The organism is Kitasatospora sp. NPDC058184, from assembly GCF_042883725.1.
In the GTDB taxonomy this organism is placed as follows: domain Bacteria; phylum Actinomycetota; class Actinomycetes; order Streptomycetales; family Streptomycetaceae; genus Kitasatospora.
Genome location: NZ_JBHVVE010000012.1, coordinates 220,839 through 237,772 on the forward strand (window position 1 = coordinate 220,839; position 16,934 = coordinate 237,772).

Consider the following 16,934-nt stretch of genomic DNA (forward strand, 5'->3'; position numbering starts at 1 on the left):
CCCGAGCACCCCGAGGTGGAACGCGTGAGCGAGGACAAGCTCCGGTACTTCCTGAAGCGCGTCACGGCCGAGCTGCACGAGAGCCGCGAGCGCGTCCGCGAGTTGGAGACCGTGACCGGCGAGCCCATCGCCGTCGTCGGCATGGGCTGCCGCTACCCGGGCGGCGTGCGCACGCCGGACGAGCTCTGGAACCTGGTCGCCACCGGCACCGACGCGGTCGGCGACTTCCCCGCCGACCGCGGCTGGGACCCGGGCGAGGCGGCCACCCACGGCTACGAGACCCGCGGCGGCTTCCTCCCCGACGCGGCCGAGTTCGACCCCGGCTTCTTCGGCATCAGCCCGCGCGAGGCCCTCGCGATGGACCCCCAGCAGCGCCTCGTGATGGAGGTCGCCTGGGAGACCCTGGAGCACGCCGGACTCGACCCGCGCGCCCTGCGCGGCTCGCACACCGGCGTGTTCGTCGGCGCCAGCGCGTCCGGCTACGACTGGTACGCGCGCGAACACGGCCACGACGAGGGCCACCTGGTCACCGGCAGCGCGATCAGCGTGCTCTCCGGCCGGGTCTCCTACACCCTGGGCCTGAACGGGCCCGCCGTGACCGTCGACACGGCCTGCTCCTCCTCGCTGGCCGCCGTCCACCTGGCGGCCCGCTCGCTGCGCACGGGCGAGTGCTCGCTCGCCCTCGCCGGCGGCGTGATGGTGATGTCCACCCCGGTGATGTTCGCCGACTTCGCCCGCCAGCAGGGCCTCGCCTCCGACGGACGCTGCAAGCCGTTCTCGGAGGACGCCGACGGCACCGGCTGGGGCGAGGGCGCCGGACTCGTCCTGCTGGAGCGCCTGTCGGACGCCCGCCGCAACGGCCACCGCGTCCTGGCGGTCATCCGCGGCAGCGCGATGAACCAGGACGGCGCGTCGAACGGCCTGACGGCGCCCAGCGCGCCCGCGCAGCGCCGGGTCATCCGGGCCGCCCTCGCCGACGCCCGCCTGACGGCCGCCGAGGTCGACGCGGTCGAGGCGCACGGGACGGGCACGGAGCTGGGCGACCCGATCGAGGCCGGCGCGCTGCTGGCCACCTACGGACAGGGCCGCGACGAGGACCGGCCGCTGTGGCTCGGCTCGCTCAAGTCCAACATCGGCCACGCCCAGCAGGCCGCCGGCGTCGGCGGCGTGATGAAGATGGTGCTCGCCCTGCGGCACGGCACCCTGCCCAGGACCCTGCACGCCGGGGAGCCGACCTCGCACGTCGACTGGGCCTCGGGGAACGTCCGGCTGCTCCAGGAACCGGTGGAGTGGCCGGCGGGCGAGCGGGTGCGCCGAGCAGGTGTGTCGGCGTTCGGCGCGAGCGGGACGAACGTCCACGTGATCCTGGAGGAGGCGCCCGCGCCGACGGCCGGGGAGCCGGCGGTGAACGAGGAGCCGACGCCGGACGAGGAGCGCCCGGCGCCCGTCCTGCCGACGGCGGCGTCGGCCTGGGTGGTGTCGGGCCGCAACGCGACCGCGCTGGCCGGTCAGGCGGGCCGGCTGCGCGAGCACGTGCTGGCGCGGCCGGAGCTGCCGGTCGGTGACGTCGCGTGGTCGCTGGCCACGACGCGGTCGGCCTTCGAGCGGCGTGCGGTGGTGCTGGGCGGCGAGCGGAGTGAGCTCGCGGCGGGTCTCGCGGCGGTGGCCACGGGACAGCCCGCGGCGGGTGTGGTGACCGGGTCGGTGGCCTCCGGCGGCGCCGGGCGGACGGTCTTCGTCTTCCCGGGGCAGGGGAGCCAGTGGGTCGGGATGGGGCGTGAGTTGGCCGCTTCGTCGCCGGTGTTCGCGGCTCGGCTGGCCGAGTGTGCTGCGGCTCTGGCGCCTTATGTGGACTGGCAGTTGGACGATGTGCTGGCGGGCCTTCACGGTTTCGAGGCCGCCGATGTGGTGCAGCCGGCGCTGTGGGCCGTGATGGTCTCGCTCGCCGCTGTGTGGGAGGCGGCCGGTGTTGCTCCGGACGCTGTGGTGGGTCACTCGCAGGGCGAGATCGCCGCCGCCGCTGTGGCCGGGATTCTCTCCCTCGACGATGCCGCCAAGGTCGTTGCTCTGCGGAGCAAGACCCTGAAGGCGCTGGCGGGTCGTGGCGGGATGCTGTCGATCGCGGAGCCGGTGGCGGGTGTCCGCGCGCGGATCGCTTTGTACGGTTCCCGGCTGTCGGTCGCGGCCGTGAACGGCCCGTCGGCGACGGTGGTGTCCGGTGACGCCGACGCGCTGCGCGAACTCGCCGAGGCGTGCGGGGATTCGCCGCGTGCCCGGATGATTCCGGTGGACTACGCCTCGCACAGCGCCCACGTGGACGAGCTGCGTGAGGAGATCCTCGCCGTGCTCCAGGGCATCGCCCCCCGCGAGGTGCAGGTCCCGATGATCTCCGCGCTGACCGGCGCGTGGCTGTCCGGCCCGGAGCTGGATCCGGCGTACTGGTACGCCTCCCTGCGCGAGACGGTCGAGTTCGACCGTGCCGTACGGACCCTCGGCGAGGCCGGACACGGCGTGTTCCTGGAGGTCTCCCCGCACCCGGTGCTGACCCCGGCGATCGCCGACAGCCTGGAGGACCGCTCCCCGACCGTGGTGGGCACCCTGCGCCGCGACGAGGGCGGCGCCGAGCGCCTGCTGACCTCGCTCGCCGAGGCGTACACGGGCGGCGCCCCTGTCGACTGGGCGGCGGTGCTCGGCGACGGCACGACCGTCGCGCTGCCGACCTACGCCTTCCAGCGCCAGCGGTACTGGCCGGCGGCCCCGGCCCGGCCGGCGGGCGCGGCGGGCGTCGACGACTGGCGCTACCGGATCCGCTGGCAGCCCGCGGACGCGGACCCGGCCGCCGTACCGGCCCTGTCCGGCATCTGGCTGCTCGTCGGCGAGGGGGACGTGGCCGACGCGTGCGCCCGCACCCTGGCCGACCACGGCGCGCAGGTCGTCCGGACCGGCGTCGAGACCCTCGACCAGGCCGTCACCGGCCCCGTGTCCGGCGTGGTGTCCCTGCTGGCGCTGGAGGAGGGCCACGACCCGGCGTACCCGTGGATCCCGCGCGGCACCGCCGCGACGGTCGACCTCGTCCAGGCGCTGCGCCGGACCGGCGTCGACGCCCCGCTGTGGCTGCTGACCCGGGGCGCGGTGCAGACCGGACCGGACGAGGTGACGACCGCCCCCGTGCAGACCCAGCTGTGGGGCATGGGCCGCGTCATCGGTATGGAACTCCCGGACAGCTGGGGCGGGTTGGTCGACCTCCCGCCGGAGTTCGACGCGCGGACCGGCGCCCGGCTGGTCGCGGTCCTCGCGGACCGCACGGAGGACCAGGTCGCCCTGCGCCCCTCCGGCACGCTCGCCCGCCGCCTGGTGCGGGCCGAGCCGCGGCCGGCCGGCCGCGCCCCCTGGCGGGCGCGCGGCACCGTGCTGCTGACCGGCGGCACCGGCTCGATCGGGGCCTGCGTCGCGCGCTGGCTCGCCGAGCGGGACACCCCGCGCGTCGTGCTGACGAGCCGTTCCGGCCCGTCCGCGGAGGGGGCGGTGGAACTCGCGGCCGCGATGGCGACCGCCGGGACGGCCGTCGACATCGTCAGCTGCGACACCGGCGTCCGCCGGGACGTCACCGACCTCGTCGCCCGGATCGAGGCCACCGGACCGGACCTGTCCACGGTCCTGCACTCCGCCAACACCGGCTACCTGGCCCGGGTCGAGGACACCACCAGGGAGGGCCTGGCGGCGGCGCTCAGCGCCAAGGCCGCCGGGGCCACCTACCTGGACGAGGCGACGGCCGCGCTGGACGTGGACGAGTTCGTGCTGTTCTCCTCGATCTCGGCGACCTGGGGGAGCAACGACCACGGCCCGTACGCGGCGGGGAACGCCTTCCTCGACGGCCTGGCCGAGGACCGCCGGGCCCGGGGCCTGCCGGGCACCTCGATCGCCTGGGGCGTCTGGGACTCCCGGGACTGGGACGCGGTCGACGACCTGATGGACCACAGCCCCGGCCGGGTGACGCCCCGACGGCTCCGCCGGCAGGGGATGAACTTCCTCGAGACCGAACGGGCGCTGACGGCGCTGGACCAGACCCTCGCGGACGACGAGACCTTCATCGCGCTCGCCGACGTGACGTGGGAGAAGTTCGCGCCGGTGTTCCGCGCGGCGCGCCCGCGCCCGCTGCTGGACGCCATCCCCGAGGCCCGGGAGCAGGAGGACCGGGGCCCGGACGCCGCCGGGTCGGACCGGCCGGCCGAGGCCACCGGCGAACTGTTCCGCGCCCTCGTCGGCCTGACCGCCGCCGAGCGCCGCCGCGCGGTGGTCGAGCTGGTCCGCGCGCACGCCGCCGCCGTCCTCGGCCACGGCTCCGCGGCCGAGGTCCCGACCACGCGCGCCTTCCGGGAGCTCGGCTTCGACTCGCTGACCGCCGTCGAACTGCGCAACCGGCTGGGCGGCGCCGCGGGCGTCCGGCTGCCCGCCACGGTCGTGTTCGACCACCCCAACCCGGCCGCCCTGGCCGAGGAGATCCTCTCCCGGCTCTTCGGGGCCGAGACGGCGGCCGGCGCCGGGCCGGTGCCCGCCGTGGTCGCGGCCCCCGCCGAACCGGTCGCGATCGTCGGCATGGCCTGCCGCTACCCCGGCGGGATCCGGACCCCCGAGGAGCTCTGGGCCCTCCTGGCCGAGCACGGGGACGCGATCGGCGGCTTCCCGACCGACCGCGGCTGGAACACCGAGGGCCTCTTCGACCCGGACCCGGACGCCGAGGGCAAGACCTACGTCGCCGAGGGCGGCTTCCTGACCGGGGCCGCCGAGTTCGACGCCGCCTTCTTCGGGATCAGCCCGCGCGAGGCCCTGTCGATGGACCCCCAGCAGCGGCTGCTGCTGGAGACCTCCTGGGAGGCCGTCGAGCGCGCGGGCATCGACCCGAAGTCGCTGCACGGCTCCGCGACCGGCGTGTTCGTCGGCGCGGCCCGGTCGACCTACCTCGGCGTGGTGGAGGAGACCGCCGGGTCCGAAGGACACCGCATGACCGGCACGGCGATGAGCGTGTTGTCCGGCCGGATCGCCTACGCGCTGGGCCTGGTGGGCCCGGCGATGACGGTGGACACCGCCTGCTCCTCCTCGCTGGTCGCGCTGCACCAGGCCGTGCAGTCGCTGCGGTCGGGCGAGTGCTCGGTCGCCCTGGCGGGCGGCGTGACGGTGATGGCCGACCCGGGCGAGTTCGTCGGCTTCTCGCGGCTGCGCGCGCTGTCGGCCGACGGCCGGTGCAAGGCCTTCGGTGAGGGCGCCGACGGCATGGGCATGGGCGAGGGCGTCGGCATCGTGGTGCTCGAACGCCTCTCCGACGCCCGCCGCAACGGGCACCGGGTGCTCGGCGTGGTGCGCGGCAGCGCCATCAACCAGGACGGCGCCTCCAACGGCCTCACCGCCCCCAACGGCCCCTCGCAGCAGCGCGTCATCCGCGCGGCGCTGGCCAACGCCCGGATCTCGGCGGCGGACGTGGACGCGGTCGAGGCGCACGGGACGGGCACGGAGCTGGGCGACCCGATCGAGGCCGGTGCGCTGCTGGCCACGTACGGCCAGGAGCGGTTCGAGGACCGGCCGTTGTGGCTGGGGTCGGTGAAGTCCAACATCGGGCACGCCCAGCAGGCCGCCGGTGTGGCGGGTGTGATCAAGATGGTGCTGGCGCTGCAAGCCGGTGTGCTGCCGAAGACGCTGCACGCGGACGAGCCGTCCTCGCACGTCGATTGGGAGACGGGCAACGTCCGGCTGCTGCAGGACGAGGTGGCGTGGCCGGCGGGCGAGCGGCCGCGCCGGGCGGGTGTCTCGGCGTTCGGGATCAGCGGCACCAACGCGCACGTGATCATCGAAGAGGCGCCGGTCGAGGCGGAGACCGTCCCCGAGGACGCCGCCGAGGACCTCGCGCCGGTCCTGACGCGACCCCTCCCGGCGTGGGTGTTGTCCGGCCGTGACGGGCAGACGCTCGCCGGTCAGGCGGGCCGGCTGCGCGAGCACGTCGCGGAGCGGCCGGAGCTGCCGGTCGGTGACGTCGCGTGGTCGCTGGCCACGACGCGGTCGGCCTTCGAGCAGCGCGCGGTGGTGCTGGGAGCGGACCGGGACGAACTGGAGGCGGGGCTCTCGGCCGTCGCCACCGGACAGCCCGCGCCCGGCGTGGTCACCGGCGAGGTCGCCCCGGACGGGGTCGGGCGGACGGTGTTCGTCTTCCCCGGCCAGGGCAGCCAGTGGGTCGGGATGGGTCGCGAGCTGGCGGAGGCCTCGCCGGTGTTCGCGGCGCGGCTGGCCGAGTGTGCCGAGGCTCTCGCGCCGTACGTGGACTGGCAGTTGGACGACGTTCTGGCCGGGCTTCACGGCTTCGAGGCCGCCGATGTGGTGCAGCCGGCGCTGTGGGCCGTGATGGTCTCGCTCGCCGCCGTCTGGGAGGCGGCCGGTGTCGCTCCCGATGCCGTGGTCGGTCACTCGCAGGGCGAGATCGCGGCGGCTGCCGTCGCGGGGATTCTCTCGCTGGACGATGCCGCCAAGGTGGTGGCTCTGCGGAGCAAGACCCTGAAGGCGCTGGCGGGTCGTGGCGGGATGCTGTCGATCGCGGAGCCGGTGGACGGTGTCCGCGCCCGGATCGCCCCGTACGGTTCCCGGCTGTCGGTCGCGGCCGTGAACGGTCCGTCGGCTACGGTCGTCTCCGGTGACGCCGATGCGCTGCGCGAACTCGCCGACTCCTGCGGGGAGTTCCCGCGTGCCCGGATGATCCCGGTGGACTACGCCTCGCACAGCGCGCACGTGGACGAGCTGCGCGAGGAGATCCTCGCCGTCCTCCAGGGCATCACGCCGACCGAGGCCCGCATCCCCATGGTCTCCGCCATGACCGGCGCGTGGCTGTCCGGCCCGGAGCTGGACCCGGCCTACTGGTACGCGTCCCTCCGGGAGACCGTCGAGTTCGACCGCGCCGTGCGGATCCTCGCCGACGCGGGCCACGGGGCGTACGTCGAGGTGTCCCCGCACCCGGTGCTCACCCCGGCGATCAGCGACGCCTTCGCGGACCGGACCCCGGCCGTGGTCGGCACCCTGCGCCGCGAGGACGGCGGCGCCGGGCGTCTTCTGGCCTCGCTCGCCGAGGCCTACGTCCGGGGCCTGCCCGTCGCCTGGACCGCGCTCCTGGGCGGCGGCACGGTTGTGGACCTGCCCACCTACGCCTTCCGGCGGGACCGGTTCTGGCCGGAGCCCACCGAGGCCCCGACCGTGCCGGTCACCGCGGGCACGCCCGCCGAGGCGGGCTTCTGGAACGCCGTCGAGCGCGGTGACGCCGCTGCCCTCGCCGACCTGCTCGGCGTCGACCCGGCCGACCCGGCCCTCGGCGCGCTCACCGGCTGGCGCCACCGCGAACGCGCCGAGTCGGCCGTCGCCGGCTGGCGCTACCGCATCGCCTGGTCGGCCCTGCCCGAGCACGGCACCGCGCTGACCGGCACCTGGCTGCTCGTCGGCTCCGCGCCGGACGTCGCCGACGCCCTGACGGCCGCCGGCGCCCGCGTCCTCACGGTGCCCGGGGACGGTATCGACACCACCGACCGCGAGGCGCTCGCCGCCGCGCTGCCCACCGGTGTCGCCGACCTCTCCGGCATCGTCTCCGCCCTCGCCCTCGACGACGAGGCGGCCGCGCCGCTCGACGCCCACCCCGGCGTCCCGCGCGGCCTGGCCGCCACCCTGGCCCTGGCCCAGGCCGTCGCCGACCGGCGCGGGGACGGGGACGACACGCCCGCCGCCCCGCTGTGGGTGCTGACCCGGGGCGCGGCCGCCGCCACCGACGGCGAGCCGGCCGGCCCGCCCGTCCACGCCCAGATCTGGGCCCTCGGCCGGACGGCCGCCCTCGCCCACCCCGACCTGTGGGGCGGCCTGATCGACCTGCCGCGGCGTCCCGAGGACACCGGCCCCGCCCTGCGGCGCCTGGCCGCCGTCCTCACGGGCGGCGACGGCGAGGACCAGGTGGCGCTGCGCCCGTCCGGCGCGTACGGACGACGGCTGGTGCGCGCCGCGCAGCCGCAGGCCCCGGCGAACGGCGCCGCGTGGACCCCGCGCGGCACCGTCCTGGTCACCGGCGGGACCGGCGCCATCGGCGAGCACGTCGCGCGCTGGCTCGCCGACCGCGGCACGCGGCGCGTCGTGCTGACCGGCCGTCGCGGCCCGGCCACCGAGGGCGTCGCCGCCCGCGCCGCCGAACTCGCCGCCCGCGGCACCGGCGTCGACGTCGTCGCCTGCGACGTCGCCGAGCGCGCCGAGGTCGCCGCCCTGCTGGCCCGGATCGACGCCACCGGCGGCCCGGCCCTGTCCACGGTGCTGCACACCGCGGGCGTCGGCCAGGGCGGCACCGTCGGCGAGACCACCGCGGCCGGGCTGGCCGAGGTCTGCGCCCCCAAGGCGGGCGGCGCCCGCTGGCTCGACGAGCTGACCGCCGACCGCGGCCTCGACGACTTCGTGCTGTTCTCCTCCGGCGCCGCCGTCTGGGGCGGCAGCGACCAGGCCGGCTACGCCGCCGCCAACGGCTACTTCGACGGCCTCGCCGCCGAACGCCGCGCCGCCGGCCGCCCCGCCACCACGCTCTCCTGGGGCCTGTGGGACGGCGGCGGCATGGGCGGCGGCAGCGTGACCACCCGGCTGACCCGCTACGGCGTCCGGGCCATGGCGCCCGAACTCGCCGTCCGCGCCCTCGGCCAGGCCCTGGACGGGGGAGAGGACGCCGTCACCGTCGCCGACATCGACTGGTCGGTGTTCGGCCCGACGTTCACCCTGCGCCGTCCCAGCCGCCTCCTCGCCGACCTGCCCGACGCCGGGACCCGACCGGAACCCGCGGACTCAGGCCCCGGCACCGGGAGCGACGGACCGGACGGCACCGGCCTGGCCGACCGACTCGCCGGCCTGCCCCACGCGGAGCAGCTGCGCCGACTCGTGGAGATCGTCTGCGACCAGGCCGCCGCCGTCCTCGGCCACACCGCCGGAGCACTGCCCAAGGGCCGACCGTTCCGCCACCTCGGCTTCGACTCCGTGATGGCCGTCGACCTGCGCAACCGGATCACCGACACCACCGGGCGGCGGCTGCCCGCCACCCTCGTCTTCGACCACCCGACCCCCGCCGAACTCGCCGAGTACCTGCACGGCGAACTCGGCCTGCGAGCCGCGCCCGCCGACGACACCCGGGCCGCCCCTGGCACCGACCCGGTGCTCGACGGGCTCGACCGCCTGGAGGCCGCGCTCGCGGCGGTGCCCGGCGGCAGCGGCGCCCGGCGCGACGTGACCCTGCGGCTGAGGAACGTGCTCTCCCGCTGGCTGGGCGACACCGAGCAACCACGGCAGGACGAGCAGGAGCAGCAGACGCTGGCCGGGCGACTGGACGACGCCGACGCCGGCGAGGTCCTGGACTTCATCAACAAGGAATTGGGGCTTTCGTGATGACCGGTGGTGCGCAGGCGGCGGGCGGCGACAAGCAGCTGCTCGACACTCTGAAGAAGCTCGCCGCCGACCTGTATCGGACCCGCGAGCGCGTCAAGGAACTGGAAGCCGGCGAGCGCGAGCCGATCGCCGTCGTCGGCCTCGGCTGCCGCTACGCCGGGGGCATCACCGGCCCCGACCGGTTCTGGGACCTGCTCTCCGCCGGGACAGACGCCATGGGCGGCTTCCCCACCGACCGCGGCTGGGCGGAGTGGGAGCGCGCCTACGGCAACCCGGACGCGCGCGCCGGCGAGGAGTACGCCCGGGTCGGCGGATTCCTCTACGACGTGGCCGACTTCGACCCCGGGTTCTTCGGGATCAGCCCGCGCGAGGCCCTGGCGATGGACCCGCAGCAGCGGATCCTGCTGGAGACCGCCTGGGAGGCGGTCGAGCGGGCCGGCATCGACCCGATGTCCCTGAAGGGCTCCGACACCGGCGTGTTCGTCGGCGCCAGCGGCACCGCGTACGGCTCGGGCGTGGGCGGCAACGGCAGCGGCGCCGAGGGCTACAAGATGACCGGCGGCCTGACCGCCGTCGTCTCCGGACGCATCTCCTACACGCTGGGCCTGACCGGCCCCGCCGTGACGATCGACACCGCCTGCTCCTCCTCGCTCGTGGCACTCCACCTCGCGGTGCGCTCGCTGCGCTCGGGCGAGTGCTCCCTCGCCCTGGCGGGCGGCGTCGAGGTGCTGGTCATGCCCGACGCGTACATCGAGTTCTCCCAGCAGGGCGGCATGGCCGCCGACGGCCGGTGCAAGTCCTTCGCCGCCGAGGCCGACGGCATCGGCTGGGGCGAGGGCGCCGGCATCATCGCGCTGGAGCGCCTCTCCGACGCCCGCCGCAACGGCCACCAGGTGCTCGGCGTGATCCGCGGCAGCGCCGTCAACCAGGACGGCGCCTCCAACGGCATCACCGCCCCCAACGGGCCCTCGCAGTACCGCGTCATCCACTCGGCGCTGGCCGACGCCGGCTTGACCGCGGCCGACGTGGACGTGGTCGAGGCACACGGGACGGGCACCACGCTGGGCGACCCGATCGAGGCGCAGGCGCTGCTGGCCACCTACGGGCAGGCCGAGGACCGCGCCGCCGACCGGCCGCTCTGGCTGGGCTCGGTGAAGTCCAACATCGGCCACTCCGGCTGCGCGAGCGGTGTCGCCGGTGTGATCAAGATGGTGCTGGCGCTGCAGCACGGCGTGCTGCCGAAGACCCTCTTCGCCGGGAACCCGTCGCCGCACGTGGACTGGGCCTCGGGCAACGTCCGGCTGCTGAGCGAAGCGGTGGCGTGGCCGGCGGGCGAGCAGCCGCGCCGCGCGGGCGTGTCCGCGTTCGGCGTCAGCGGCACCAACGCGCACCTGATCCTGGAGGAGGCGCCGGCGGGCTCGGGCCGTCCGGAGGTCGTGGCGGGCGCCGCGCCGCGCGTCCTGTCCGGCGAGGGCCTTCCCGCGTGGGTGGTGTCGGGGCAGAGCGCCGCGGCGCTGGCCGGTCAGGCGGGTCGACTGCGTGAACACGTGGCGGAGCGGCCGGAGTTGTCGGTCGGCGACGTCGCGTGGTCGCTGGCCACGACGCGGTCGGCGCTGGAGCACCGGGCCGTCGTGCTCGGCCCGGACCGGGACGGACTCGCCGCGGGGCTGACGGCCGTCGCCGCGGGGCAGCCCGCGCCCGGCGTGGTCACGGGCTCGGTGGACGCCGCGGGTGTGGGGCGGACGGTGTTCGTCTTCCCGGGGCAGGGGAGTCAGTGGGTCGGGATGGGGCGTGAGCTGGCGGAGGTTTCGCCGGTGTTCGCGGCTCGGCTGGCGGAGTGTGCTGCGGCTCTGGCGCCTTATGTGGACTGGCAGTTGGACGATGTCCTGGCCGGGCGTCATGGCTTTGAGGCCGCTGACGTGGTGCAGCCGGCGCTGTGGGCGGTGATGGTCTCGCTCGCCGCGGTGTGGGAGGCGGCCGGTGTCGCTCCCGATGCCGTGGTGGGTCACTCGCAGGGTGAGATCGCTGCGGCTGCGGTGGCCGGGATCCTGTCGCTGGAGGACGCGGCGAAGGTCGTGGCTCTGCGGAGCAAGACCCTGAAGACCCTTGCTGGTCGCGGTGGGATGCTGTCGATCGCCGAGCCGGTGGAGGGCGTCCGCGCCCGGATCGCCCCGTACGGTTCCCGCCTGTCGGTCGCGGCCGTGAACGGTCCTTCGGCGACGGTCGTCTCCGGTGACGCTGACGCACTGCGCGAACTCGCCGATGCCTGTGGGGATTCGCCGCGTGCCCGGATGATCCCGGTCGACTACGCGTCCCACAGCGCCCACGTGGACGAGCTGCGCGAGGAGATCCTCTCGGTTCTCCAGGGCATCACGCCGACCGAGGCCCGGATCCCCATGGTCTCCGCGCTGACCGGCGCCTGGCTCTCGGGCCCGGAGCTGGACCCCGACTACTGGTACGCCTCGCTCCGCGAGACCGTCGAGTTCGAGCGGGCGGTCCGCGTCCTCGCCGAGTCCGGGCACGGGGCGTTCGTGGAGGTCTCCCCGCACGCGGTGCTGACCGGCGCGGTGGGCGACGTCGTCGAGGACGTCGAGGGCTCGGCCGTGGTGGGCACCCTGCGGCGCGAGGAGGGCGGCGCCGGGCGTCTTCTGGCCTCGCTCGCCGAGGCCTACGTGCGGGGCCTCCCCGTCGACTGGGCCGCGCTCCTGGGCGGCGGCACGGTCGTGGACCTGCCCACCTACGCCTTCCAGCGCCGGCGCTACTGGCTCGGCGCCGTGGCCTCCGTCCAGGCCGCAGGCCCGGACACCTCGGTGGACGACTGGCGCTACCGGATCGTCTGGCAGGCGGCCGACGCGAAGCGGGCCGCCACGCCGTCGGGGACCTGGCTGCTGGTCGGCGACGGCCCCGACCGGGAGGCGGTCGCGAACGCGCTGACGGCCCACGGCGCGAGCGTCGTCGCCGTCGCGGGACCGGAGGACGTCGACGCGGCACTGGCCGAGGGCGTGGCCGGTGTGGTGTCGCTGCTGGCCCTGGACGAGACGCCGCTGGCGGAGCACCCGTCGGTTCCGGGCGGTCTGGCCGGGACGGTCGACCTGGTCCGGGTGCTGGTCGAGACCGGGGTCACGGCCCCGCTGTGGGTGCTGACCCGTGGCGCGGTGGCGGTCGGCGCCGACGAGGTGACGACCAGTCCGGTGCAGGCCCAGGTCTGGGGTCTGGGCCGGGCCGTGGGCCTGGAGCACGCGGACTGGTGGGGCGGTCTGGTCGACCTGCCGCCGGTGCTGGACGCCGATGCCGCGGCTCGTCTGGTCGGTGTGTTCGCGGACGGCAGTGAGGACCAGGTCGCGGTGCGGCCGTCGGGTGTGTTCCTGCGCCGTCTGGTGCGGGCCGAGGCCCGGCGCGTCGAGTCGGCTGACTGGTCGCCGCGCGGCACCGTCCTGCTGACCGGCGGTACGGGGTCGATCGGTGTCTGCATCGGCCCGTGGCTTGCTGAGCACGGCGCGCCGAGGGTGGTTCTGACCTCCCGGTCCGGCCCGTCGGCGCCCGGGGTGGCGGCGCTGGCCGCCGCCGTGGCGAACGGCGGATCGGCCGTCGAGGTCGTCAGCTGCGACCTGGCGGACCGGGGCCAGGCGACCGGCCTGGTGGCCTGGATCGAGGCCTCCGGCCCCGGCCTGTCCACCGTCCTGCACTCCGCCAACGCGCCCTACCTGGCCCGGGTGGAGGACACCAGCCGCGAAGGCCTGGTCGCCGCGCTCGGCGCGAAGGCGGCCGGCGCCGTCCACCTGGACGAGGCCACGGCCGGCCTGGGCATCGACGAGTTCGTCCTCTTCTCGTCGATCTCGGCGACCTGGGGCAGCAACGACCACGGCGCCTACGCCGCCGGCAACGCCTTCCTCGACGCGCTGGCGGAGGACCGTCGGGCCCGCGGCCTGCCCGGGACCTCGATCGCGTGGGGTGTCTGGAACACCCGCGACTGGGACGCCGTCGACGCGGTGATGGACCAGGCGCCCGGCCGGGTGACGCCCCAGCGCCTGCTGCGGCAGGGCATGAACTTCCTCGACACCCAGCGGGCGTTGACGGCGCTCGGCGAGGTGCTCGCCGACGACGAGACCTTCATCGCCCTCGCGGACGTCGAGTGGCAGAAGTTCGCGCCGGTCTTCACGGCCGCGCGCCCGCGCCCGCTGCTGGACACCATCCCCGAGGCCCGGGCCGAGACGGCCGCCACGACGGCCGCCGACGAGCGCGGCGAGTTCGCCTCGCGGCTGGCCGGGCTGTCGGCGGCCGAGCGGCGCCGGAGCGTCGTGGAGCTGGTGCGCTCCCACGCCGCCGCGGTCCTCGGCCACGAGTCGGCGGACGAGATCGTCGCGACGCGGGCCTTCCGCGAGCTGGGCTTCGACTCGCTGACCGCCGTCGAGCTGCGCAACCGCCTGAACACCGCCTGCGGCCTGCGCCTGCCGTCCACCGTCGTCTTCGACCACCCGAGCGCCTCCGTGCTGGCCGAGGAGATCCTGAGCGCGCTGTTCGGGGCGGAGGGCCCGGGCCAGGTGGTCGCGGTGGCCGCCGCGCCCTCGGAGCCGATCGCGATCGTCGGCATGGCCTGCCGCTACCCGGGCGGCGTGCGCTCGCCCGAGGAGCTGTGGGACCTGATCGCCGCCGGCGGGGACGCGATCAGCGGCTTCCCGGCCGACCGCGGCTGGGACGCCGAGGCGCTGTTCGACGCGGACGCCGACGCCGAGGGCTCGACCTACGTCGTGGAGGGCGGATTCCTCAGCGGCGCCGGGGAGTTCGACGCCGGGTTCTTCGGCATCAGCCCGCGCGAGGCCCTCGCCATGGACCCGCAGCAGCGCCTCCTGCTGGAGACCTCCTGGGAGGCCGTCGAGCGCGCGGGCATCGACCCGCGGACGCTGCACGGCTCGGCGACCGGCGTCTTCATCGGCGCGGCCCCGTCCGGCTACTTCGGCGCGGTCGGGGACGAGGCCGGCGTACAGGCCCACCTGATCACCGGGAACGCGCTGAGCGTGCTCTCCGGCCGGATCGCCTACTCCCTGGGCCTGGTCGGCCCGGCGATGACCGTGGACACCGCGTGCTCCTCCTCGCTGGTCGCGCTGCACCAGGCGACCCAGGCGCTCCGGTCGGGCGAGTGCACGGTGGCACTGGCCGGCGGCGTGACCGTGATGGCCGACCCCGGCGAGTTCGTCGGCTTCTCGCGGCTGCGCGCGCTGTCCTCCGACGGCCGCTGCAAGGCCTTCGGCGACGGCGCGGACGGCATGGGCATCGGCGAAGGCGTCGGCATGCTGGTGCTGGAACGGCTGTCGGACGCCCGCCGCAACGGGCACCAGGTGCTCGGCGTGCTCCGCGGGAGCGCCGTCAACCAGGACGGCGCCTCCAACGGCCTGTCCGCGCCCAACGGCCCCTCGCAGCAGCGCGTGATCCTCTCCGCGCTGGCCAACGCCCAGCTGTCGGCGTCCGACGTCGACGCGGTCGAGGCACACGGCACCGGCACCACGCTCGGCGACCCGATCGAGGCCGGCGCGCTGCTGGCCACCTATGGCCAGGGACGCGCCGGGGACCGGCCGCTGTGGCTGGGGTCGGTGAAGTCCAACATCGGGCACGCCCAGCAGGCCGCCGGTGTGGCCGGTGTGATCAAGATGGTGATGGCGCTGCGGCACGGCGTGCTGCCGAAGACCCTGCACGCCGAGCAGCCGTCCTCGCACGTGGACTGGGATCTGGGCAACGTCCGGCTGCTCCAGGAGCAGGTGGCGTGGCCGGCGGGCGAGCGGCCGCGCCGGGCGGGCGTGTCGGCCTTCGGGATCAGCGGCACCAACGTCCACGTGATCGTGGAGGAGGCCCCGGCGGCCGTCGAGACGGCGTCCGAGCCCGGGCCGGCGCTCCCGGCGCTCCCGGCGCTTCCGGAGCTTCCGGTGCTGACCGGCGGGACGTCGGTGTGGCGGGTCTCCGGTCGTAGTGCGGTGGCGCTGGCCGGTCAGGCCGGTCGACTGCGTGAACACGTGCTGGCGCGGCCGGAGTTGTCGGTCGGCGATGTGGCGTGGTCGCTCGCGACGACGCGATCGGTGTTCGAGCAGCGTGCGGTGGTGCTGGGCGGCGAGCGGAGTGAGCTCGCGGCGGGTCTCGCGGCGGTGGCCACGGGGCAGCCCGCGCCCGGTGTCGTGACCGGCGGACTCGCTCCCGGCGGCGCCGGGCGGACGGTCTTCGTCTTCCCCGGGCAGGGGAGCCAGTGGGTCGGGATGGGGCGTGAGCTGGCCGCTTCGTCGCCGGTGTTCGCGGCGCGGCTGGCCGAGTGTGCTGCGGCTCTGGCGCCTTACGTGGACTGGCAGTTGGACGATGTGCTGGCGGGCCGGCACGGCTTTGAGGCTGCTGACGTCGTGCAGCCGGCGCTGTGGGCGGTGATGGTCTCGCTCGCCGCCGTCTGGGAGGCGGCGGGTGTCGCTCCTGACGCCGTGGTCGGCCACTCGCAGGGTGAGATCGCGGCGGCTGCTGTCGCGGGGATTCTTTCGCTGGAGGATGCGGCGAAGGTTGTTGCTCTTCGCAGCCGGACCCTGAAGGCTCTGGCCGGTCGCGGTGGGATGCTGTCGATCGCGGAGCCGGTGGCGGGTGTCCGCGCGCGGATCGCCCCGTATGGTGCCCGGTTGTCGGTGGCGGCGGTGAACGGTCCGTCGGCGACGGTGGTTTCCGGTGACGCCGATGCGCTGCGTGAACTCGCCGAGGCGTGCGGGGATTCGCCGCGCGCCCGGATGATCCCGGTGGACTACGCCTCGCACAGCGCCCATGTGGACGAGCTGCGCGAGGAGATCCTCTCCGTCCTTGAGGGGATCCGGCCTCGTGAGGCGCAGGTCCCGATGATCTCCGCGCTGACGGGCGAGTGGCTGGCCGGCTCCGAGCTGGACCCGGCGTACTGGTACGCGTCGCTCCGGGAGACCGTCGAGTTCGAGCGGGCGGTTCGTCTGCTGGGTGAGTCCGGGCACGGGGTGTTCCTGGAGGTGTCGCCGCACCCGGTGCTGACCCCGGCGATCGGTGACGCCCTGGAGGCGTTGTCCCCGGTCGTGGTGGGCACGTTGCGGCGCGACGAGGGCGGCGCGCAGCGCCTGCTGACGTCGTTCGCCGAGGCCTACGTCCAGGGCGCCACGGTGGACTGGGTGTCGGTCCTCGCCGGTGGTTCGACGGTGGATCTGCCGACGTACGCGTTCCAGCACCGTCACTACTGGCCCGAGGCGGTGGCCGAGGCCTCCGAGGGCTCCGTCATCGATGCCGAGTTCTGGGCGGCGGTCGAGGGCGGGGACGCCGACGGCCTGGCGGCGGCGTTGAACATCGACGGCGACCGGCTGGGCGAGATGTTGCCGGCGCTGGCCGACTACCGGCGCCGGGGCCAGGCCGATGCGGCGGTCGCGGACTGGCGGTACCGGGTGTCGTGGGCGCCGGTGAGCGAGTCCGGCGGGGTGTTGACCGGGACGTGGCTGCTGGTGGGGGAGTCCCCGGATGCCGCTGCG

At 75.5% G+C, this 16,934-nt stretch carries 2 protein-coding genes (1 of these 2 only partly in view); both read left to right on the top strand.

Translation table 11 applies throughout. The annotated features are described in order from the left end of the window. Positions 1-24 precede the first annotated feature (24 nt). Positions 25-9,432 (top strand): type I polyketide synthase, encoded by a 9,408-nt coding sequence (locus ACFVXH_RS23525; protein ID WP_387826881.1) that lies wholly within the window; start codon positions 25-27, stop codon positions 9,430-9,432. Continuing rightward, positions 9,429-16,934 carry the 5' end (the start) of a type I polyketide synthase gene (locus tag ACFVXH_RS23530; protein WP_387826884.1) on the top strand. The gene runs 10,791 nt beyond the window's last position, so the window shows 7,506 of its 18,297 coding nt (coding positions 1-7,506); the start codon lies at positions 9,429-9,431; its stop codon lies beyond the right edge, outside the window. The genes ACFVXH_RS23525 and ACFVXH_RS23530 overlap by 4 nt, the downstream gene beginning before the upstream one ends.